Annotated in this window: 19 protein-coding genes; 7 read left to right on the top strand and 12 right to left on the bottom strand. The window is 66.6% G+C overall.

Annotated elements, in window-relative coordinates; all coding sequences use genetic code 11:
* Window positions 1-2: 2 nt before the first annotated feature.
* Window positions 3-443 (bottom strand): cupin domain-containing protein, encoded by a 441-nt coding sequence (locus ACEN9G_RS28375; protein WP_413345920.1) that lies wholly within the window; start codon window positions 441-443, stop codon window positions 3-5.
* Window positions 444-537: 94 nt separating this feature from the next.
* On the opposite strand from ACEN9G_RS28375, the gene ACEN9G_RS28380 reads away from it, so the two are divergent.
* Window positions 538-2,889 carry a hybrid sensor histidine kinase/response regulator gene (locus ACEN9G_RS28380; RefSeq protein WP_483127360.1) on the top strand — a complete coding sequence of 784 codons (2,352 nt, stop codon included), beginning with the start codon at window positions 538-540 and terminating at the stop codon, window positions 2,887-2,889.
* 9 nt (window positions 2,890-2,898) lie between these two features.
* Here the strand turns inward: ACEN9G_RS28380 and ACEN9G_RS28385 are convergent, their stop codons facing one another.
* Entirely contained in the window at window positions 2,899-3,273 is a 375-nt protein-coding gene (locus ACEN9G_RS28385) for a group III truncated hemoglobin (protein WP_413343807.1), read from the bottom strand.
* A gap of 92 nt (window positions 3,274-3,365) precedes the next feature.
* Entirely contained in the window at window positions 3,366-6,200 is a 2,835-nt protein-coding gene (locus ACEN9G_RS28390; RefSeq protein WP_413343809.1) for a M16 family metallopeptidase, read from the bottom strand.
* A gap of 245 nt (window positions 6,201-6,445) precedes the next feature.
* Here ACEN9G_RS28390 and ACEN9G_RS28395 point away from each other — a divergent pair, with 245 nt between their 5' ends.
* Window positions 6,446-7,363 carry a PLP-dependent cysteine synthase family protein gene (locus tag ACEN9G_RS28395; RefSeq protein WP_413343811.1) on the top strand — a complete coding sequence of 306 codons (918 nt, stop codon included), beginning with the start codon at window positions 6,446-6,448 and terminating at the stop codon, window positions 7,361-7,363.
* 15 nt (window positions 7,364-7,378) lie between these two features.
* The gene (locus ACEN9G_RS28400; protein ID WP_483127361.1) at window positions 7,379-7,903 is read left to right on the top strand and encodes a hypothetical protein; all 525 of its coding nucleotides are present in this window, start codon (window positions 7,379-7,381) and stop codon (window positions 7,901-7,903) included.
* A 21-nt stretch (window positions 7,904-7,924) separates the two neighbouring features.
* Here ACEN9G_RS28400 and ACEN9G_RS28405 read toward each other — a convergent pair whose 3' ends face one another.
* Window positions 7,925-8,107 carry a cupin domain-containing protein gene (locus ACEN9G_RS28405; RefSeq protein ID WP_413341775.1) on the bottom strand — a complete coding sequence of 61 codons (183 nt, stop codon included), beginning with the start codon at window positions 8,105-8,107 and terminating at the stop codon, window positions 7,925-7,927.
* Window positions 8,108-8,159: 52 nt separating this feature from the next.
* Window positions 8,160-9,530, bottom strand: a complete 1,371-nt coding sequence (locus ACEN9G_RS28410) for an amino acid permease (RefSeq protein WP_413341762.1) — start codon at window positions 9,528-9,530, stop codon at window positions 8,160-8,162.
* 214 nt (window positions 9,531-9,744) lie between these two features.
* On the opposite strand from ACEN9G_RS28410, the gene ACEN9G_RS28415 reads away from it, so the two are divergent.
* Complete coding sequence (locus tag ACEN9G_RS28415) at window positions 9,745-12,345, top strand: EAL domain-containing protein (RefSeq protein WP_413341764.1); 2,601 nt, start codon at window positions 9,745-9,747, stop codon at window positions 12,343-12,345.
* 40 nt (window positions 12,346-12,385) lie between these two features.
* On the opposite strand, the gene ACEN9G_RS28420 is transcribed toward ACEN9G_RS28415, so the two are convergent.
* The 7 genes from ACEN9G_RS28420 to hmgA form a co-directional block, all read right to left on the bottom strand.
* A complete protein-coding gene (locus ACEN9G_RS28420) occupies window positions 12,386-13,087 on the bottom strand; it encodes an MBL fold metallo-hydrolase (protein WP_413341765.1) in 702 nt (233 codons plus the stop codon).
* Window positions 13,088-13,558, bottom strand: a complete 471-nt coding sequence (locus ACEN9G_RS28425) for a DUF6691 family protein (protein WP_413341767.1) — start codon at window positions 13,556-13,558, stop codon at window positions 13,088-13,090.
* A gap of 10 nt (window positions 13,559-13,568) precedes the next feature.
* A complete protein-coding gene (locus tag ACEN9G_RS28430) occupies window positions 13,569-14,003 on the bottom strand; it encodes a YeeE/YedE family protein (protein ID WP_413341768.1) in 435 nt (144 codons plus the stop codon).
* A gap of 2 nt (window positions 14,004-14,005) precedes the next feature.
* Window positions 14,006-14,326 (bottom strand): metalloregulator ArsR/SmtB family transcription factor, encoded by a 321-nt coding sequence (locus ACEN9G_RS28435; RefSeq protein WP_413341769.1) that lies wholly within the window; start codon window positions 14,324-14,326, stop codon window positions 14,006-14,008.
* A 39-nt stretch (window positions 14,327-14,365) separates the two neighbouring features.
* On the bottom strand, window positions 14,366-15,130 hold the full coding sequence (locus tag ACEN9G_RS28440) for an OBAP family protein (protein WP_413341771.1): 765 nt from the start codon (window positions 15,128-15,130) through the stop codon (window positions 14,366-14,368).
* Window positions 15,131-15,183: 53 nt separating this feature from the next.
* The gene (locus ACEN9G_RS28445) at window positions 15,184-16,500 is read right to left on the bottom strand and encodes a hemolysin family protein (RefSeq protein ID WP_413341773.1); all 1,317 of its coding nucleotides are present in this window, start codon (window positions 16,498-16,500) and stop codon (window positions 15,184-15,186) included.
* A 99-nt stretch (window positions 16,501-16,599) separates the two neighbouring features.
* Window positions 16,600-17,880, bottom strand: coding sequence for a homogentisate 1,2-dioxygenase (gene hmgA / locus ACEN9G_RS28450; protein WP_413342807.1), 1,281 nt, complete (start codon window positions 17,878-17,880; stop codon window positions 16,600-16,602).
* A 136-nt stretch (window positions 17,881-18,016) separates the two neighbouring features.
* Between hmgA and ACEN9G_RS28455 the strand changes: the two genes are divergently transcribed.
* The 3 genes from ACEN9G_RS28455 (at window position 18,017) to ACEN9G_RS28465 (ending at window position 21,106) form a co-directional block, all read left to right on the top strand.
* Window positions 18,017-18,922 (top strand): LysR family transcriptional regulator, encoded by a 906-nt coding sequence (locus tag ACEN9G_RS28455; RefSeq protein ID WP_413342799.1) that lies wholly within the window; start codon window positions 18,017-18,019, stop codon window positions 18,920-18,922.
* 52 nt (window positions 18,923-18,974) lie between these two features.
* Window positions 18,975-20,054, top strand: a complete 1,080-nt coding sequence (gene hppD, locus ACEN9G_RS28460) for a 4-hydroxyphenylpyruvate dioxygenase (RefSeq protein ID WP_413342801.1) — start codon at window positions 18,975-18,977, stop codon at window positions 20,052-20,054.
* Between the two features lie 251 nt (window positions 20,055-20,305).
* Window positions 20,306-21,106 (top strand): TorF family putative porin, encoded by an 801-nt coding sequence (locus ACEN9G_RS28465; RefSeq protein ID WP_413342803.1) that lies wholly within the window; start codon window positions 20,306-20,308, stop codon window positions 21,104-21,106.
* Window positions 21,107-21,111: the final 5 nt, after the last annotated feature.

Below are 21,111 nucleotides of genomic sequence, written 5' to 3' on the forward strand. Positions count from 1 at the left end.
AATCAGTGGCCGTGCTGTTGTTCGTATTCGTCCGCCTCGGCCTTGGTCGCATGGACGATGCCGTCCGGATGCTCGGGCGGGGTGTACAGCGTGTACAGGCGCATCGGCTCGCTGCTCGACGTGTTGATGACGTTGTGCTCGGTGCCGGCCGGGATGACGACGGCGACGCCGTCCTCGAGCTTGTGCTCCTCGCCATCCAGGATCGCGACGCCCTGGCCGGCTTCGACGCGGATGAACTGGTCGTGGTCCTCGTGCCTTTCGAGGCCGATTTCCTCGCCGGGCTGCAGGGTCATGATGACCAGCTGGCTGCGCTGGGTCGTGTAGAGGACTTCCCGGAAATTATTCCCGGCAAGTGTTTTTTCTTCGATGTTGATGCTGTAGCCCGACATGACGTTCTCCATGAAGTGGTCGTCCGCATTGTAGCGGAAAGCGTGATTGGACACGCAATATTGTCAACACAGCCATAAACGTTTCATGATGTGCATGAGTATTTCCACAATGTTATAATCAGATCATGAACGTTTGACCTTTTCCGATATGACTTCCGACATCACCACGCAGCGCCGCATGCAATTGTTGATCGAGCGGGTCGCCGATTACGCGATCTACATGCTGAATCCCGACGGCACGGTCGCGAGCTGGAATGCCGGCGCGCGGCGCTTCAAGGGGTACACGGAGGCCGAGATCCTGGGTCAGCATTTCTCGCGCTTCTACACGCCGGCCGACCGCGCCTCCGGCTTGCCGGAACGGGCGCTCGCCACGGCGCTGGAAAAAGGACGGTTCGAGGCGGAAGGCTGGCGCGTGCGCAAGGACGGCAGCCAGTTCTGGGCATCCGTCGTCATCGACCCGATCCTCGACGACGACGGCCAGTTGCTCGGCTTTGCCAAGATCACGCGCGACATCAGCGACAAGAAGCTGGCGCGCGAAGCACTGCGCCGCAGCGAGGAGCAGTTCCGCCTGCTCGTCGACGGCGTGATCGACTATGCCATCTACATGCTGTCCCCGGAAGGCCTCGTGACGACGTGGAACGCGGGCGCCCGCAGCATCAAGGGGTACACGGCGGACGAAGTCATCGGCACGCACTTCGGCCGCTTCTACACGGATGAAGACCGGAACGACGGGCTGCCGGACCGCGTGCTCGCGACGGCGCGCGAACAGGGGCGCTACCATGGCGAGGGCGTGCGGGTGCGCAAGGATGGCACGCGCTTTCGCGCCGACGTCGTCGTGGACGCCATCCGCGACGCGGACGGCCGCCTCGTCGGCTTCGCCAAGATCACGCGCGACGTCACGCAGCGCGTGCAGCTGGAAGAGGCGCGCCAGGCCCTGCAGCATGCCCAGCGCCTGGAAGCGGTCGGCAAGCTGACGGGCGGCGTCGCCCACGACTTCAACAACATCCTGCAGGTGATCGGCGGCAGCCTGCAGTTGCTGGGCGGAACCGTGGCCGGGCTGCCGGCCGCGCTGCGGCATGTGCAGATGGCGCTGGCCGCCGTCGACCGCGGCGCCAAGCTGTCGTCGCAGCTGCTCGCGTTCGCGCGCCGCCAGCCGCTGCGGCCCTGCGTGCTGAACCCGGGCCGCGTCGTGCGCAACATGGAAGACCTCGTGCGCCGCGCCGTCGGCGAACACGTGGAAGTCGAGACCGTCGTCTCGGCGTCGCTGTGGAACACGACGCTCGACCCGCACCAGCTGGAAAACGTCGTGCTGAACCTCGCCATCAATGCGCGCGACGCGATGCCGGGCGGCGGCAAGCTGACGGTCGAACTGTCCAACACGATGCTCGACGACACCTACGTCAGCGCCGCGCACGAAGTGCCGCCGGGTCAGTACGTGCTGCTCGCGATTTCCGACACGGGCACCGGCATGACGCCGGAGGTGCTGGAGCGCGCCATCGAACCGTTCTTCACGACCAAGGGCGAAGGGCAGGGGACGGGCCTCGGCCTGTCGATGGCGTTCGGCTTCGTCAAGCAGAGCGGCGGCCACTTCCGTATCTACAGCGAAGTGGGCCACGGCACGACGATCAAGGCCTATTTCCCGCGCGTGCTCGAGGCGGAGCAGACGCTGCCGGAACCGGTCGCGAACGAGGTGCGCGGCGGCACGGAGACGATTCTCGTCGTCGAGGACGATCCGAACGTCCAGGCGACCGTCGTCGGCATGCTGTCCGAGCTGGGCTACCAGGTGCTGCGCGCCGACAATGCCGAGTCGGCGCTGGCCGTGATGAAGGCGGGCGTTCGCTGCGACCTGCTGTTCACCGACGTCGTCATGCCGGGCAAGCTGAAGACGACGGACATGGTGCGCCAGGCGCGCGCGCTGCTGCCGGACATGAAGGTCCTGTACACGTCCGGCTACACGCAGAACGCGATCATCCACGGCGGGCGCCTCGACCCGGGCGTGGAACTGCTGTCCAAGCCCTACCGCCGCGAGAAGCTGGCGTCGAAAGTGCGCCAGCTGCTGGGCGCGAAGGAGGCGATGCCCGGGCCGGCACCGGCCGCGCCGGCGCCGCGCCAGGCGGCGTCCGCGGGCCTGCGCGTGCTGCTGATCGAAGACGATGCCCAGGCCCGCGAGCTGTACCGCGACATCCTGCTGGCGGCGGGCTTCCAGGCCGACGAGGCGGCCACGGCCCAGGACGCCCTGGCGCTGCTGGCGCGCGACCGCTATCACGCGGCCGTCGTCGACTACAGCCTGCCCGACCTGGACGGCCTCACGCTCGCCCGCCGCATCGTGGAAAGCCATCCGGGCGTGGCGATCGTGTTCGCGTCCGGCTACGGTAGCCTGGTCGCGGGCGCAGCGGACGTCACGGCGCGGGTGCTGACGAAACCGTTCACGGACCTGCAGCTGAAGCAGGCGTTGCTGGCCGCCGTGGCCGAGCGGCGTGACGCGTCACGCCGCGCCTGAGAGGTCGTCTCAAACGCGAATATCGCCGAAAAATCCCAGTTGCAGGCTCGACGCGATGCGCTGGGCCACCTCCATCGCCTCGGTCGCGCCGTCGATGCCGAACACGTCGATGGCCGTCAGCCGGAACAGTGTGAGCCAGCGGACGAAGTGTTCCGTCTCGATACCCGAGAGGGCCATGTGCTTGCCGAAGACATTCCCCTGGAATTCGCCCGTGCCGAGCAGGACCTTGGTCCAGAACGCGTACATGCGCGGCATGTGCTCGTGCCACCGTCCGGCGAGTTTCGCTTCGAACACGGGGGACAGCACGGCATCGTCGCGCACGCGCGCGTAAAACGTGTCGACCAGGCGGATGATCGACGATTCGGTGATGGTGGGGGAAGGCATGGCTCGCTCGGGAACAACGTGATGCCCGACATTCTAGCAAAGGTGCATTAGAAATGCACCTTTACCGCCCGCGGCCATGCCCGCCACCAGACCTACTTGCTGGCCGTCTTCACGTCGGCCTCGGGCAGCAGGACGACCTGGACATAGTTGTCCTTGTCGAAGTAGCGCTGCGCGGCCGTACGCACGTCCGCCACCGTCAGTGCGTCGACCTCGTCCATGACCGTCAGCAGGTGCGACAGCGGCGTGCCGTCGAGCAGGGACACTTTCACGCTCTGCAGCCAGTACCCGTTCTCGTGCTGCGAACGCTCGTGGACCACGCGCCAGTTGGCCTTGACCTTGTCGAGCTCCGCCTGCGTCGGGCCGTTGGCCTTGACGCTGTCGATCTCCGCGAACAGGGCGGCGACGAGCTGGTCGACCTTTTCGGGGCCGGTCGGCAGCTGCGTGCTGATTTCGTAGTGCTGGTACGGGATGCGCTGCACCGCGCCGGCCATCTGGCCCGAATAGATCAGGCCGAGCTTCTCGCGCAACACCGCGTTCACACGCAAATTCATCACCTCGATGAGCGCATTCATGCGCAGCGCCTCGGCCGGCGACCAGGCCGCCGGACCGGAAAACGTCAGCGACACGACGCTCTTGGGCTCCGTGCCCGCGTGGACTTCCTTCTTGACGACACCTTGCGCGATGCGCAGGCCGACGTCGCGGTAGGCGAGCGGCAGGTCGGGCGTCGGCAACGTGCCGAGGTAGGCGGTCACGAGCGGCTTGATGGTTGCCGGATCGAAGTCGCCGACGACGACGAACGTCAGGCCCTTCGCGCTGGCGAAGCGCTGCCGGTACACGGCGAGACTGCGGTCGAGGTCGATCTTGCCGAGGTCTTCCTGCGTGGGCATGCGCCCTTCGTACGGATGGCGGCCATAGAGCGTGTCGGCGACCGCTTCGGCGAAGCGCTGTTCGGGGGCGGCCGCGCGGTTGCGCACCATGTCGCCGAGCGCGCCCATGTACGCCTTGTACAGGGATTCGTCGCGCCGCACGCCGTCGAAACGCAACCACAGCATCTGGAACATCGTCTCCAGGTCTTCGGCACCGCTGGCCGACTGGCCGCCGATCTCGTCCGTGTAGTCGGACATCCCGAGCGTCACCGCCGCGCGCCGGCCCGCGAGCATCTTCATCAGGTCCGTGGGCGCGAAGTCCTTGATGCCCATCGACATGGCCAGCCCCGTGGCGGCGCGCGCGTTCGGCAGGTCCTTCTCGTCGACCAGCGTCTGGCCGCCGTAGCGCACCGCGCCCAGCAGCACCTCGTCCTTGCGGAAGGCGGTCGGCTTGAGGACGACCTGCACCCCGTTCGACAAGGTCAGCCGGGTCAGGCCGAGCGTCTCGTCGCGCGTTTCGGTCACGATGCGGCCGGGCGTGGCGGGACGGTCCATCAGGCGTTGCGCGACCTTCTTCTCGGCGCGGTCGGTGACCGTGGCCTGCGCGGCGGCCGTGTCGGCGGCCAGCAATTGATCCGTCGTGGGCGCGGGGCCGGCCTTCGTATTGCCGGCGAACACGACGAGCTTGCCGGCATCCGCCGGGAACGCCTTGCGGGCGGCCGCATTGAGATCGGCCACCGTGATCCCCGGCAGCAATTCCTGCACGAGATGGAACTCGGCCTCGATGCCCGGGATGCTCTCGCCGGCGAGGAAATTGCGCTGGTATTCGGCAACGTACCGCCCGGAATCCGTCGTGTCCCGTTGCTTGACCGCGCTTTCCATCCCATTCAGGACGACTTTGCGGACACGCGCCAGCTCCGCTTCGCTGAATCCGAACTGGCGGACCCGGTGCATTTCCTGCTCGACGGCCGCGACGGCCGGGACCACGCCGCCCGCTCCCACCGCGGCGCTGATGGAGAACGCCTTGTGGCGCGCGGTCACCGGGACGGTGCGGCCGCCCGCGCCGAGGAAGGGCGGATTCGCCTGCTGCGTCAGCTCGCCCAGCCGCAGGCTCAGCAGGATGGCCGCGAGGTTGTCCACGACCTTGGCGCGGTAGCTCCCGTACGTCCCGAGGTCCGGCTCGAGCCGGACGGGGTAGTTGAGCTCGACGGCACTGCGGGGCATTTCCTCGTCGGCGAACACGAACGCTTCCGTCCCCGTTCGTGCGGGAATGTCGGTGTACGTCCGGGGGCGCGGCTGCGGCGGATTGGTCAGCCCGGCGAAGTGCGCCTTGACCAGGCGCTCGGCCTCGGCCGGCTCGATGTCGCCGACGACGATCACGGCCATCAGGTCCGGCCGGTACCAGTCGCGGTAGAAGCGGCGCAGCGCCTCCGGCCGCGCGGTGCGGATCACGTCTTCCTTGCCGATCGGCTCGCGCAGCGCATAGCGCGAGCCGTTGTACAGCTTCGGCGCGAGCGCCTTGCGCAGGCGCTCCTGCGCGCCCTTGTGCAGGCGCGCTTCCTCGAGCACGATCGCGCGCTCCTTGTCGATGTCGTCCGCAGCCAGCGTGACGCCGTGCGCCCAGTCTTCCAGCACCGTGAAGGCCGTCTCCACGTTCTCCTTGCGGTCGGTCGGCACGGGCAGCATGTAGACCGTCTCGTCCAGGCCCGTGTAGGCGTTCAGGTCGGCGCCGAATTTCACGCCGATCGATTGCAGGTACGAGACCAGTTCCTGTTTCTTGAAGTGCGTGGAACCGTTGAAGGCGAGGTGTTCGACCATGTGGGCGAGACCCTGCTGGTCATCGTCCTCGAGCACGGAGCCGGCCTTCACCACGAGCCGCAGCTCGACCCGGTGCTCGGGCTTGCCGTTCTTCTGGATGTAATAGGTCAGGCCGTTCGCCAGCGTGCCGACCTTGACCTGCGGCCCGACGGGAACGCGGGCATTGAGGTCGACGGCGGCTGTGGCGGGCAGCAGTGTGGCCAGGGCAGCGGCGAGCACCGTGGCGCGAAACAGGAAGGGCATCCGGACATCCTTTGCGATCGTTATCAAAAACAGCGAGCTTAGCAAAGGAACATGCCCCATAAATACACGCATTGTCACGTGGACACGGTATTTGCCTGGACGAACCCAATAGACCGCACCGGCACGCCGAATGTCTTGCGGGAACGGACCCGATCCGGTTAAGGTAGGGACCGTCTCAATCCGACGCCATGCGGCGGATTGTTGTGTTAGCCTTTCTCGGCGGCAATCTCACTGAAAGGAGCGGCGTGGAATCCCAAGTCAAATCTTCCGTGCTGGACGCGATCGGCAACACGCCCGTCGTCAGGCTGGGCCGCCTGTTCCCCGGCTGCGACGTGGTTGCGAAGCTGGAATACATGAATCCGGGCGGCAGCATCAAGGACCGCATGGTCCGCCATATGCTCAAGAGCCTGCCGGCGGGGACGGACCGCGTCGTCGAGAGCTCGTCCGGCAACACGGGCGCCGCGCTCGCGATGGCCAGTGCCGTGCTGGGCCTGCAATGCGACGTGACCGTGCCGCAGACCACGAGCATCGAAAAGATCAAGCGTATCCGCGCCTACGGGGCCGAGGTGCACCTGTGCGCGCTGGACGACGGCCTCGACCCCGCGGCCGGTTACCAGGCCGTGGCCGAGCGCCTCGCGCAGGGCGACAACGTCCACCTCCTCGACCAGTACCGCTCCGCGCTGAACCGCGAAGCCCATTACCGCGACACGGGGCCGGAACTGTGGCGCCAGCTCGCGGGCGAGATCGACGTGTTCGTGTGCGGCATCGGCTCGGGCGGGACGATCTCCGGCATCGGCCGCTACCTGAAGGAACAGAAGCGGGACCTCGTCGTGCTCGGCGTGGAGCCCCGCAACTCGGCGTACCGCAAGCTCGTCACGGACACGCCCACCGACGGGGAGTTCGCCAGCGTCGTGGAAGGCGTGGGCAAACACCAGCCGTCCGGCAGCTTCGACCCCGCGATCGTCGACGACGTCGTGCAGGTGGCCGACGACGACGCGCTCGACTGGTGCCGCCGGCTGGCGGCGGAAGAGGGCATCCTGGCGGGCGGGTCCAGCGGCTGCGTCGCGGCCGGCATCGCGCACCTGCTACCGCGCCTCGCCGGCAAGCGTGTGGCGACCGTGTTCCCGGACTCCGGCGTGTACTATCTATCCAAGTACTTCTGATAACGGATCCGGACCGTGTCCGACCTCATCGCCCTGCTCGGTGCCCGCATTCCGGCCAACCTGGCGCCGTTCATGCTGGCCAGCGTCACGGCACCCGCCGTGCGCGGGGTGCCGCACGGCCCGGACGTCCTCGCGCGCCGGCTCGGCTGCCCCTGCGGCAGCTGGGAACTGAAATTGCGCACGGCGCGGCGGCGCGAGCGGCGCGGGCTGTTCGGGCGCAAGACGGTCGCGGCGCCCGTCGCACCCGTGCATGCCGCGTGCCCCGTGTGCGGGCGCGAGGTGCTGTTGTACGATCCGGCGCAGCACGGCTGGCATGGCCGTCATGGCGACGGCGTGCGGCCGCGCGCGGACGACGAGGGCTGGTTCGCCGATGCGGCGGGTGAAGTCGTGGTCGTGTACGCATACCGCGCGGAAGACGCGTACCGGGCGATGCTGGCCGACGGGTGCTCCGATCCGCAGGACTGGTTCGACTGCTTCGCCATCGTGTTCCGCGCGGCCGGCGCGCAGCCCGTGCTGGTTCTCTCCGAGGAGCGGGCGTAGGGTGGGGACCCTGTGCCCACCCTACCGCCGGCCCGACAGATAGGCCACGCCCTCGGGCGCGTAACTCTCGCGATGCGGCTCGTCGCGGCGCAGGTGAAACACGTCGCCGGCCCGATAGATCTTGATCTCGCCGCCCGCGTGCAGGCGGATCTCGCCTTTCAGGATCAGCGCCTTCGCTTCGAACGGGTGCGCATGATCGGCCAGCGTGCCGTTAGACGCCCTGTACGACGTTGCGCGACCGGACCGGCGCCCGTGATCACGAAGTCGCGCGGGCGATGCGCGCGCGCCGGCCCTCGGCCACCCGGTAGCCGATCGCCAGCACGACGAGCCAGGCCGGAATCATCCACACCGAGACGCGCAGTTCCGGCGTCGCATACATGATCGCGACGATCCCGCCGAGATACAGCAGGCACACCCAGTTCGTGAGCGGGTAGAGGGGGCTCGGGAACGCCGTGCGCTCGCCGGCGGCCTGCCTGGCGGCGCGGAAGCGCAGGTGCGACCAGCTGATCATCGCCCAGTTGATCAGCATGCCGGCGACGGCGAGACCCATCAGGAGGCCCAGCGCCTTGCCCGGCACGGCATAGTTGACGCCCACGCACAGCGCGGTGGCGACGGCGGACACGGCGAGCGACGCCAGCGGTACGCCCCGTTCGTTCACGCGCAGCAGCGCGCGCGGCGCGTGGCCCTGCACGGCGAGGCCGTACAGCATGCGGCTGTTCGAGTACACGCAGCTGTTGTAGACGGACAGCGCGGCCGTCAGCACGACGACGTTCAGCACGTGCGCGACGACGCCGGCGTCGAGCGCCTTGAAGATCAGCACGAACGGGCTGGCGCCGGGCACGATCTGGTCCCACGGGTACAGCGACAACAACACGGCCAGCGCGCCGACGTAGAACACGAGGATGCGCCACAGCGTCTGGTTCGTCGCGCGCGGGATCGAGCGGGACGGATCGGCCGCCTCGGCCGCCGTGATGCCGATGACCTCCAGGCCGCCGAACGAGAACATGATGATCGCCATCGACATCACGAGACCCTGGATGCCGTGGGCGAAGAAGCCGCCGTGCGTCCACAGGTTGCTGACGCCGGCCTGCGGTCCCGCCCCGCCGCTCGCGAGCAGGAACACGCCATAGACGATCATCGCGATGATGGCTGCCACCTTGATGACGGAAAACCAAAACTCGCTCTCGCCGAACGCGCGCACGTTGATGAGGCTGATGCCGTTCGCGAGCACGAAGCAGCCCAGCGCCGACACCCACGCCGGCACGCCCGGAAACCAGTACTGCACGTAGATGCCGACGGCGGACAGCTCGGCCATGCTGACGAGCACATACAGCACCCAGTAATTCCAGCCCGATACGAAGCCGGCGAAGCGGCCGCAGTATTTGTCGGCGAAGTGGCCGAACGAGCCGGCGACCGGTTCGTCGACCATCATCTCGGACAGCTGGCGCATGATCAGGAAGGCGACCAGGCCCGCGACCGCGTAGCCGAGCAGGACGGACGGACCGGCCAGCTTGACCGTTTCCGCGACGCCGAGGAACAGGCCGGTGCCGATGGCGCCGCCGAGGGCCATCAACTGGATGTGCCGGCTCTTGAGGCCGCGGTGGAGTGTCGTGTGGTCGGAAGCCATGGTGCCCGCTTGCTAAAAGACAAGGATTTTAAAGCAAACGGTGGCGGATGTGACCACGCGATCGCGAACTCGTACGCGAATATCGAGGCGGGATTTCGTCGTAAAAAGATGGACTTGCAAAAACACGGCGGTTCGAGCAATCTTGAACTGGACTCCTCCCGGAATGGCGGATGTCTTCCCGCATGTATTTTATAAGCAGCTGTCCAGGAATATCATGATTCAACCATCAGACGCCGGATTTTCCGCGCTGTTTCACGCGCATCCAGTACCGATGTGGGTGTATGACCTCGAAACGTTCCGCTTCATGGCGGTCAATGCCGCGGCCATCGTCCATTACGGTTATTCGGAAGCGGAATTCCTGGCCATGACGCTCCGCGATATCCGTTTGCGGGAAGATCTCGAGCGGCTGGACGACAACCTGCGGCAGCCGCAGGTACCGAGTATCGAAAAGTCCGGCATCTGGCGGCATGTCAGGAAGGACGGCTCCGTCATTCATGTGGAAATCACGTCGCATCCCTTGTGGTTCGGCGAACGCGCGTGCAGGTTCGTCCTTGCCCACGACGTCACCGAGCGCCTGCTCGCGCAGGACAAGATCATGCGCCTCAGCCGGATCTACGCCGTGTCGAGCGGTGTCAATGCGGCGATCGCCCGGATCCACACGCGTGACGAGCTGTTCGGCGAGGTCTGCCGGATCGCGGTGCACGTCGGCGCGTTCAAGACGGCATGGATCGGCGCGTTCGAGCCCGATGTGCTCGAGGGGCGGGTCGTGGCGTGGTGCGGCGGCGAACGGCGCAACGTCGACCGGGTGCACTTGACCTTACGCGCCGACAGTATCGATAGCGCAAGGCCAGCCTGCGTGGCGGCGCGCGAAGCGCGGGCGGTGATTTGCAATGACGTCGCGACGGATCCCGGGCTGGCGCCGCTGGCGAGGGAAATGCTCGAGGAAGGGCAGCGTGCCGTTGCCGCGCTGCCGCTGGCGCCGGCCGGTCGCGTCGACGCCGTGATGGTGTTCATTGCCGATACCGCCGGGTTCTTCGATGCGGAGGAACTCAAGCTCCTCGATGACCTGGTCGGTGACATCAACTTTGCATTGCAGTTCATCGACAACAAGGAGCGGCTCAGCTATCTGGCGTATTACGACGTATTGACCGGACTGCCGAACGCCAGGCTGTTCGAGGACAGGCTCGGGCAATTCATCCACTCGGCGCAGGCGGGACAGCATGTCGGCACGATCCTGGTGAATATCGATCGGTTCACGCAACTGAACGATGCACTCGGACGCCACATGGGCGACGCCCTGCTCAAACAGGTCGCACAGCGGCTGGACGAGGCGCTGCCGGGGGGTGTCAGCGTGGCGCGGATCGGTGGCGCCACGTTTGCGATCGCCGTCGCCGAACTGGCGCAGGACGCCGACCTCGAACATATCGTCGATGAGTTCATCCTGGCGACCATCAACCAGCATTTCCGGCTGGGGCCGCACGAAGCACGTGTCCAGGCGCGGGCCGGATTGGCGCTGTGTCCCCGCGATGGCGGCGATGCCGAAACCCTGCTCAAGCATGCGGAAGCGGCGCTGCAGAGCGCCAAGCGGCTGGGCGAACCTTATCTGTATTACTCGCCGGCGATGAATGCCTCTCACGCTGCCAGGCTCGCACTGGAATCGGAGCTGCTGCACGCGCTCGATGCGCAGGAATTCGTCGTGTACTACCAGCCACGGGTTGACCTCGTGAGTGGACGCATCGTCAGCGCGGAAGCCCTGATTCGCTGGCGGCATCCACAGCGCGGACTGGTGTTTCCCGGCACCTTCATTCCACTCGCGGAAGAGGTTGGGCTGATCGAGCCGATCGGCGACTGGGTTCTCGATACCGTCTGCGCCCAGCAGGCGCGCTGGCTGCAGGGGAAGATCGACGTCGTGCCGGTCGCGGTCAACCTGTCGGCGGCGCAGCTCAGGAATGGAAAATTCGTACAGGACGTGACGGATGCGCTGTCCAGGCACCAGCTGCCGGCCCACCATCTCGAATTCGAGCTGACGGAATCGATGGTGATGAATGACGTGGAGCTGGCCGCGGCGAATCTGCAGGCCTTGAAGGCGCTGGGTATCCAGTTGTCCCTGGACGATTTCGGCACCGGGCATTCTTCGCTCGCCCACCTGCAGCGTTTCCCGTTCGACGCGGTCAAGATCGATCGCGCGTTCATCCGCGACGTCAATGCCAATGCCGGGAATGCGGCGATCGCGACTGCGGTCATTGCGATGGCCCACAGCCTGCATTTACGCGTGGTCGCGGAAGGGGTCGAAACGGAAGGGCAATTGCAATTCCTCCGCCGGCGCCGTTGCGACGAACTGCAGGGGTTTTACTTCAGCGAGGCGGTGCCGGCCGCGCAATTCGAAACCATGCTCGTCGAAAAAACGCTGCTGACGCTCGGACCGCAGGTCGATGAAGATACGCTCCTGATCGTCGACGACGAACCCAACAACCTGTCGACGCTGAGGCGACTGCTGCGGCGCGAGGGATACCGCGTGTTGACGGCGAGCGGAGGGCAGGAGGGTCTCAACCTGCTTGCCCTGAACAAGGTGCAGGTCATCATTTGCGACCAGCGCATGCCCAACATGTCGGGGACCCAGTTCATGCGGATCGTCAGGGAGCTCTACCCGGATACGATACGCATCATCCTGTCGGGATTTACCGATCTCGCGGCGGTGACGGACAGCGTCAACCAGGGGGAACTCTTCAAGTTCATGACCAAGCCATGGGACGATGGCGAACTGGTGAGAAATATTCGCGACGCGTTCCGGCTCCACCGGCAACGCAACGGCTAGGCCGCCGCCGCGCGGGTTCGGCGGCGGCCCCGGTATCCGATCAGACGCCGTGCGGCAGCCCGAGGTTGCGATTCGCCGGCACGGCGATGTCGATCAGCTTCGGCTGCGGCAGGTTCAACCCGTCCATCAGCGTCACGAAATCCTCGCGCGACCGCCCCGACACACGCGCGTTGTGCGCCTTTTCCCAGCCGATCGTCGACACCGACTGGCCCCTGTAGTCATGCCCCGGCCACACGCGCGTCGCATCCGGCAGCGCGAACAGCTTGCGCGTGATGCTGTCGTACAGCGCCGCCGCGCTGCCGCCCTGGAAATCGGTGCGGCCGCAGCCGTCGATCAGCAGCGTATCGCCCGTGAACACATTGCCGCGCCAGACGTAGCACATGCTGCCCGCCGTGTGGCCGGGCGTGTGGATCACGGCGATCGTCTCGCCGGCGCCGAAGCGGATGATGTCGCCGTCCTGCAGCTGCACTTCGGCGGGCGGGATGCCGCAGCCGCTCGGCACGGCGGCACGCGCGCCCGTCAGCTGGCGCAGGCGGCCGGCGGAGGTCACGTGGTCGGCGTGGGCGTGCGTCTCGAGAATGTATTCGAGGCGCAGGCCCAGGCGCCGCAGGTGGGCGAGGTCGCGTTCGACGTGCTGGTCGACGGGGTCGATGATGACCGCGGCGTCACTGCCGGGCGCGGCGAGGATGTACGTGAAGGTCGACGACGCGGCGTCGAACAACTGGATCGGATTGTTGTGCATTCATTCTCCCGAAGGGCCGGCCGCGGCGCGGGTACCGCCGCGTTGAGCCTCGATGCCGGCGCGGATACGCTCGGCCACTTCGAATATTGCCATGCCGGCCACCATCGCCGCAACGAACAGGAGGGTGGACCGTCCGCCGACGGCCAGCGCCGTCAGCGCCGGACCGGGGCAATAACCGACGAGGCCCCAGCCGACGCCGAACGTGATGCTGCCCAGGACGAGCGGCGCGTCGATGCGGCCCGCGCCCGGCACGCGGATTTGGCTCCCGAACAGCGGCCGCACGCGCGTGCGCGCGAAGCGGAAGGCGAGGGCGGCGACGAGGATGGCCCCGAGCATCACGAACACCAGCGACGGGTCCCAGGTGCCGGTCACGTCGAGGAAGGCGAGCACCTTGGCGGGATTGCTCATGCCGGACAGGATCAGGCCCCCGCCGAACAGCAGGCCGGCGAGGAAGGCGGTAACGAGATTCATGAAAGGTTCCTCAGCGCCCGAGCACGTGGCGCACGATGAAGACGGTGACGAAACCGGCCGCCATGAAGCAGGCCGTGGCCAGCAGCGAGCGGGGCGACAGGCGCGCGATGCCGCACACGCCGTGGCCGCTCGTGCAGCCGTTGCCGAAGCGGGTGCCGATCCCCACGAGCAGGCCGCCCACGGCGAGCAGCGCCGGGGAATGGTCGATCTGCGCCGGCGGCATCGCGCGCATGCTCAGCCACACGAGCGGCGCGGCGAACAGGCCGAGAATGAACGTGACGCGCCACGCAATATCGCCGCGGCTGGGTCGCAGCAGGCCGCCGACGATGCCGCTGATGCCGGCGACGCGGCCATTGGCCAGCAGGAGCAGGGCCGTGGCCAGGCCGATGAGTATGCCGCCCGCGAGCGATGCCCACGGGGTGAAATGGAGCCAGTCGATCCGCATGATCAGTCCTCCTTCGGACAATACAGCTGGTATAACAACCGCAGCACGGCCAGCGCTTCCGGGCTCGCCACGCTGTAGAAAATCTGCTTGCCGTCGCGCCGCGTGGCGACGAGGCCTTCCTGGCGCAGCACCGCCAGCTGCTGCGACAGCGTGGGCTGGCGGATGTCGAGCGCCGCTTCCAGCGCGCCGACGGGCTGCTCGCCCCGCGTGAGCTGGCACAGCAGCAGCAGGCGATCCGGATTCGCGAGCGCCTTCAGCAGGCCGCCGGCCTGGGCCGCGGCGACGCGCATGGCGTCCGGCGGGAGAGTCGTGACGGTGTCCATGCACTCATTCTATAAAACTACAATCTATAACTCAATAGATTATTTGCTCGGCGGCTGGGGCTGGCTGTCCACGACGCCCGGCATGTCCTGCGTCTGGCGCGGGAACTTGCCCTTCAGCGCGTCGACGCCGCCCTGCGGATGTGCGAGCGGCTTCAGGTCGGCGCGCGACTTGCGCCGGTCGCCGGTGTGGATCTTCATGCGGGTATCGCGCTCCTCGAGCATGTTGGGCAGCAGCTCACCATCCCGGTTGAACGACCACGCGAGCATCGGCACGCCCAGCGGCAGGGCGTCGCCGGGCTTGCCGTTGGCACCCGTGTTCCACACGTGCCACGTCTTGCCGTAGCTGTTCATCTTCTTTTTCATCAGCGCGTGTTCGGCCGCCTCGGGCAGGCCGGGCGCGATCAGCTGGCCGCTGAGGATCTCGCCGTTGTGCGGATGCCAGTACTGGCGCTCGTCGGGCGGCAGCCTGCCGTACAGCTTTTCCGAAATGATGTATTCGATGCCGTTCAGGTTGGCCGCGCGCGTATTGCCGTCGAACAGGGCGCATTGCGCGAAGTCCTCGTTGACCTGGCGGCAGAAGTGGTGGGCTTCGACCTGCATCTCCGGCTGCTCCTTCATCGGATGAAAGCCATTCAGGTAGATGTCGAACCCGGCCAGCGGCGCATTGCCCTGCAAGAGCTTCGCGCCCGCTTCGAGCGCGCGCGTGTCGCCGGCCTTCGGGGCGCCGGCGGGCTGCGGGTGCTGGGCGGCGGCCACGGTAGCGAACAGGCAGCCGGCCATGCCGGCGACGGTATGCAGCTTCATTGGAACCTCCTTGGTGGATAGGATCGTGAAACCGGCCGCCGGTTCCGCCCGGGTCAGGTGCGCGCCGGCGGCGCAGGCAGATGAAAAGCCAGCAGCCGGTCGATGCGGTTGCCGTCCATGTCGACGACTTCGAACCGCCAGCCTTCCCAGTCCAGCCGGTCGCCCGCGCGGGGAATCACGGCGAGCTGGTACAGCATGAAGCCGGCCAGCGTGTGGTAGGCGCCGCTGTCCTCGTCGGGGAAGTCGATGTCGGCGCCCGTGAGGTAGCGGAAGCGGTCGAGCACCATGCCGCCGTCGACGAACCAGCTGCCGTCGTCGCGCCGGACGGCGTCGGGCTGGCCGTGGTCGCTCGTCGGCGTGACGTCGCCCACGAGCGCGCTCATCACGTCGGTCAGCGTGATCATGCCCTGGATGTCGCCGTATTCATCCACGATCATCGCCAGCTCGGCGCGGTGCTGCCTCAATTGTTCCAGCAGGTCGATGGCGCTGCTCGATTCGGGCAGGTACAGGATCGTCTCCAGGGCGGCCTCGATGTCGATGCCGGCCAGCGACTGCGTGCGGATCGCCTGGCCGAACAGGTTGCGCGCACGCACGATGCCGAGCACCTGCGAGCGGTCGCCGCGGTACACGGGAAAGCGGCTGTACGGCGATTCCGCGATGCGCGCGAGGTTGCGTTCCAGCGGCTGGTCGAGGTCGAGGAATTCCAGGTCAACCCGGGGCGTCATCAGCGCGCGCAGGTGCCAGTCGTCGAGCCGCAGGGCGCGCGCGGCGATGTCGTACTCCGCCTTCTCGAACACACCCGCGTCCGTGCTTTCCTTGATCATGCCCGTGACGTCTTCCTCGGTCGGCGTCTCGTCCTTGTGGTGGTGCATGCCGAGCAGGCGCATGATCCCGTCCGTCGTCATCGCGAGCAGCCGCACGAACGGATGCGCGAGACGGGCCATGAATTGCAGCGGGCGCGCGATCATGGCCGCCATCGTTTCCGGATACAGGATCGCGATGCGCTTGGGCACCAGCTCGCCCAGCACGATGGAACAGAACGTGATGCCGGCCACGACGATCGCGAGCGCGACGAGCCGCGCATAGCCGTCCGGCACGCCCATGCCGGCGAGCGCCGGCGTCAGGCGCGCCGTGAGCGACGCTTCGCCGAACGCGCCGTTGAAGATGCCGATGAGGGTGATGCCCACCTGCACGGTGGAGAGGAAGCGGCTCGGATCGTCATGCAGGTCGAGCGCGGTACCGGCGCCGCGCCGGCCTTCGTCGGCCATCTTTTCCAGGCGCAGGCGCTTGGCGGACACCACCGCGAGCTCCGACATGGAGAACACGCCGTTGAGCAGGATGAGGGCGAGGATGATGACGATGTCGACCATGCGGGTCCCGGGTGAGATGACGGATTAATCATCGCACGAGGGAATTGAACAAGGTCGCACAGAAGCTCGCGTCGTTCCCGCGAAAGCGGGAACGACGGGTTATCGCTTTGCCGGATTGAAATGCTTCGCAATCCCCGCCCAGCAGTCCTGGTAATTCCCCTGCAACTGCGGCGACTGCAGCGCGTACGGCGTCGCCACCAGCGGATTACGCGTCTCGAACATGAACGCCATCGTGTCCGTCACCTTGTGCGGCCGGCTCGTGTCCGCGCTGCTCGCCTTGTCGAACGTGGCCGCGTCCGGACCGTGCCCGCTCATGCAGTTGTGCAGGCTCGCGCCGCCGGGGACGAAACCTTCCGCCTTCGCATCGTAGGCGCCGTGCACGAGGCCCATGAATTCGCTCGCAACATTGCGGTGGAACCAGGGCGGGCGGAACGTGTCCTCGCCGGCCAGCCAGCGCGGCGGGAAGATCACGACATCCAGCGTGTCGACGCCCGGCGTGTCGGACGGCGCCTGCAGCACGAGGAAGATCGACGGGTCCGGGTGATCGTAGCTGATCGAGCCGATCGTGTTGAAATGGCGCAAGTCGTATTTGTACGGCGCGTAGTTGCCGTGCCAGGCCACGACGTCCAGCGGCGAATGGCGGATGCCCGCGCGCCACAGGTTGCCGCCGAATTTCGCGACGAGCTCGAAATCGCCCTCGACGTCTTCGTAGCGGGCGACCGGCGTCAGGAAATCGCGCGGGTTGGCGAGGCCGTTCGAGCCGATCGGACCCAGGTCCGGCAGGCGCAGCAGGGCGCCGAAGTTTTCGCAGACATAGCCCCGTGCCGCGCCGTCCGGCAGGTCGATGGCAAAACGCACGCCGCGCGGAATGACGGCGATTTCCTGCGGCTCGACGTCGACCAGGCCGAATTCCGTGGCGATGGCGAGGCGCCCCTGCTGCGGCACGACCAGCAGCTCGCCGTCGGCCGAATAGAAATAGCGCCCGCGCATCGAGCGGTTCGCGGCGTAGAGGTAGATCGCGCAGCCGGACATCGCGGCCGGCGAGCCGTTGCCGGCCATCGTCACGAGGCCGTCGACGAAATCGGTGGGCGCGTCCGGCATCGGCAGCGGGCTCCACCGCATCTGGTTCGGCGACGCCGCCACGCCGTCGAAGCCGGCGGCGATGCGGCCATTGCCCATCGCCTCGAACGGCCCGTGCATCGCGGCCGGGCGGATGCGGTACAGCCACGAGCGGCGGTTGTGGCTGCGCGGCGCCGTGAACGCCGTGCCAGACAATTGTTCCGCGTACAGACCATAAGCGACGCGCTGCGGCGAATTGCGGTGCGCCGGCAGCGCGCCGGGCAGGGCCTCCGTCGCGAATTCGTTGGCGAAGCCGGACATGTAGCGGTCGGTTGAAGCGGTCAAGAGTGTCTCCAGATTGCGTGGTGTTTACGACACTCTAGTGGAGCGCGGCCAGTTTTACGAGATGAATACAAAAATGTAGACTATTTAGACCATCAATAACCCTATCTCCCGCATGATCGAACCCTCTAGCATCGACCTGAATCTGTTATCGGTATTTCAGGAGGTCTACCGCGAACGCCAGATCTCGGCCGCCGCAAGGCGTCTGGGCCTGACGCAATCGGCCGTAAGCAATGCGCTGGCCCGGCTGCGGCGCACGTTCGGCGACGAGCTGTTCGTGCGCACGGCGCACGGTATGCAGCCCACGCCGCTCGCGCAGCAGATGGCCGAGCCGATCGGCGCCGCGATGGCCCAGGTGGCACTGGCCCTGTCGCAGCGCAGCCGCTTCGACCCGGCCACGAGCGCCCGCCGCTTCACGCTGGCGATGACGGACGTGGGCGAGGTGTATTTCATGCCCGTGCTGATCGAGCGTTGCCGCACGGTCGCGCCGAACGTGGAGATCGCGTCGCTGCGGGCGAACGGGCTGACCCTGAAGGACGATATGGAGACGGGCAGGGTGGACCTGGCGATCGGCGCGTTCGAGGACGTGTCGGACGCGCTGTACCACCGCGCGCTGTTCCGCCAGCCGTTCGTGAGCATGTTCCGCAAGGACCATCCGCTGGCGAAGGGCAAGGTGGACCTGGAACGGTTCGTGGCGGCGCCGCACCTGATCGTCGATGCGGCGCAGAGTCCTTACGACCGCATCAATGGATTGCTGGAAAAGGCCGGGGTGACGGCCGGGGCCCGGTTCCGGGTGCCGCATTTCACCGCGGTGCCGTACATCGTCAGCACGAGCGAGCTGGTGGTGACGGTGCCGCAAAAACTGGCCGAAAGCGCGGCGAGCCCGTTCGGCCTGAAGTGGATCGAGCCGCCGCTCGCCCTGCCGGCGTTGCAGACCAACGTCTTCTGGCACCGGCGCTTCAACCACGATCCCGGCATCCAGTGGCTGCGGGGACTGATTGGCGACGTGTTCGCGGAATGACAGGCGAACGCGCCGGAAGGCGCGAACATTTTAATGAAAAGAGGAATAGACAATGGCCGACCTGTATGACAATCCGATGGGGCTCATGGGCTTCGAGTTCGTGGAATTCGCGTCGCCCACCCCGGGCGTGCTGGAGCCCGTGTTCGAAGCGCTGGGCTTCACCAAAGTGGCCGTGCACCGCTCGAAGGACGTCGTGCTGTACCGCCAGGGCGACATCAACTTCATCGTCAACAACGAGCCGAAGAGCGCCGCCTATTACTTCGCGGCCGAGCACGGCCCGTCGGCCTGCGGCATGGCCTTCCGCGTCCAGAACGCCCATAAAGCCTACGCGCGCGCGCTCGAGCTGGGCGCCCAGCCGCTGGACATCCCGACCGGCCCGATGGAGCTGCGCCTGCCCGCCATCAAGGGCATCGGCGGCGCGCCGCTGTACCTGATCGACCGCTTCGAAGACGGTAAATCGATCTATGACATCGACTTCGAATGGATCGACGGCACGGAACGCCACCCGGCCGGTCACGGCCTGAAGATCATCGACCACCTCACGCACAACGTCTACCGCGGCCGCATGTCGTACTGGGCCGGTTTCTACGAGAAGCTGTTCAACTTCCGCGAGATCCGCTACTTCGACATCAAGGGCGAGTACACGGGCCTGACCTCGAAGGCGATGACGGCGCCGGACGGCATGATCCGCATCCCGCTGAACGAGGAGGGCAAGGCGGGCGGCGGCCAGATCGAGGAATTCCTGCTCAAGTACAACGGCGAAGGCATCCAGCACATCGCGCTGCTCACGGACGATATCTTCTCCACCGTCGACGGCCTGCGCGCCGCGGGCGTGCCGCTGATGACCGCGCCGCCGGCCACCTATTACGAGATGCTGGAAACGCGCCTGCCCGGCCACGGCCAGGACGTCGAGGCGCTGAAGGCGCGCGGCCTCCTCGTCGACGGCACGACCGAAGGGGGCACGCAACGCCTGCTGCTGCAGATCTTCTCGGAAACGCAGCTGGGTCCCGTGTTCTTCGAATTCATCCAGCGCAAGGGCGACGAGGGCTTTGGCGAAGGTAACTTCAAGGCGTTGTTCGAGTCGATCGAGCGCGACCAGTTGCGCCGTGGGGCGCTGAAGACCGCCGCCTGATTCGTGACCGGCATGGTGGGCTCGGGGAGCCCACGCCGTACGCAGGCAAGAATTCAAACATTTTCAAGGTGTTAAGCGATTTTTTGCGAACACCTGTGCACTTCATTTCCAGACAAATATCGGAGTGTTGCGCGCACGTCTCATTCGCCCGTTTCCCACAGATTTTCTCATCGGTTTGTAACCAAAAGCCACAAGCTCGGCACTAGAATTTCCGTACGGCATCAATACCTACTGAAATTCAACCACAAACCATGACTACCCGGCGCCTTGCTCCGTTAACCTTCCTGCTGCTGGCCGCGGCTTCGTGCGCGCACGCCGGCGAATCCGGCGCGCCGCTGACGGCGGAGGTGCCCGCCGACGACCCGCTGAGCGCCACCGTCTCCGTCAGCTCGCAATACGTCTCGCGCGGCATCCGCCAGACGTGGGGCGGCCCCGCAGCGATGGCCGGCATCGACTATGCGCATCCGAGCGGCTGGTCGGCCGGCACGTCCGTCATCAACGTCAGCGACAGGTTCATCGAGAGCGGCACCGTCGAATGGGACCTGTACGGCGGCTACAGCGGCAGCGCGGGTCCCGTCGGCTGGTCCGCGATGGTCTACTGGTACAAATACCCGGGCGCGCGCATCAGCGCGACGGACACGTCGTTCGACTACGGCGAGCTGTCCGCCGGCGTGACCTGGAAATCGCTGTACGCCCGCTACAACTACACATTCAGCCGCGACTTCTTCGGCATCGCGAATGCCCGCGGCACCGGCTACCTGGACGTCGGCGCAGACCAGCCGCTGACGAAGTCGCTGACCCTGAACCTGCATGCCGGCGACGGCCGCGTGGCCGGCAGCGGCAACGGTATCTGGGACTGGCGCGACCTGAAGGCCGGCCTGACGCACAAGCTCGAAGACGGCTGGACCGTTGCCCTGAACTACACCCGTGCCATCGGTGCGACCGGCATCTACAACGGCTACACGACGGGCGTGCCGCGCCGCGACGGCCGCCTGGCCGTGGCGAACGTCGCCCGCCGCGCCGTCGTGCTGTCGCTGACCCGCAAATTTTGAATCGA

The organism is Massilia sp. Masssp94, from assembly GCF_059491305.1.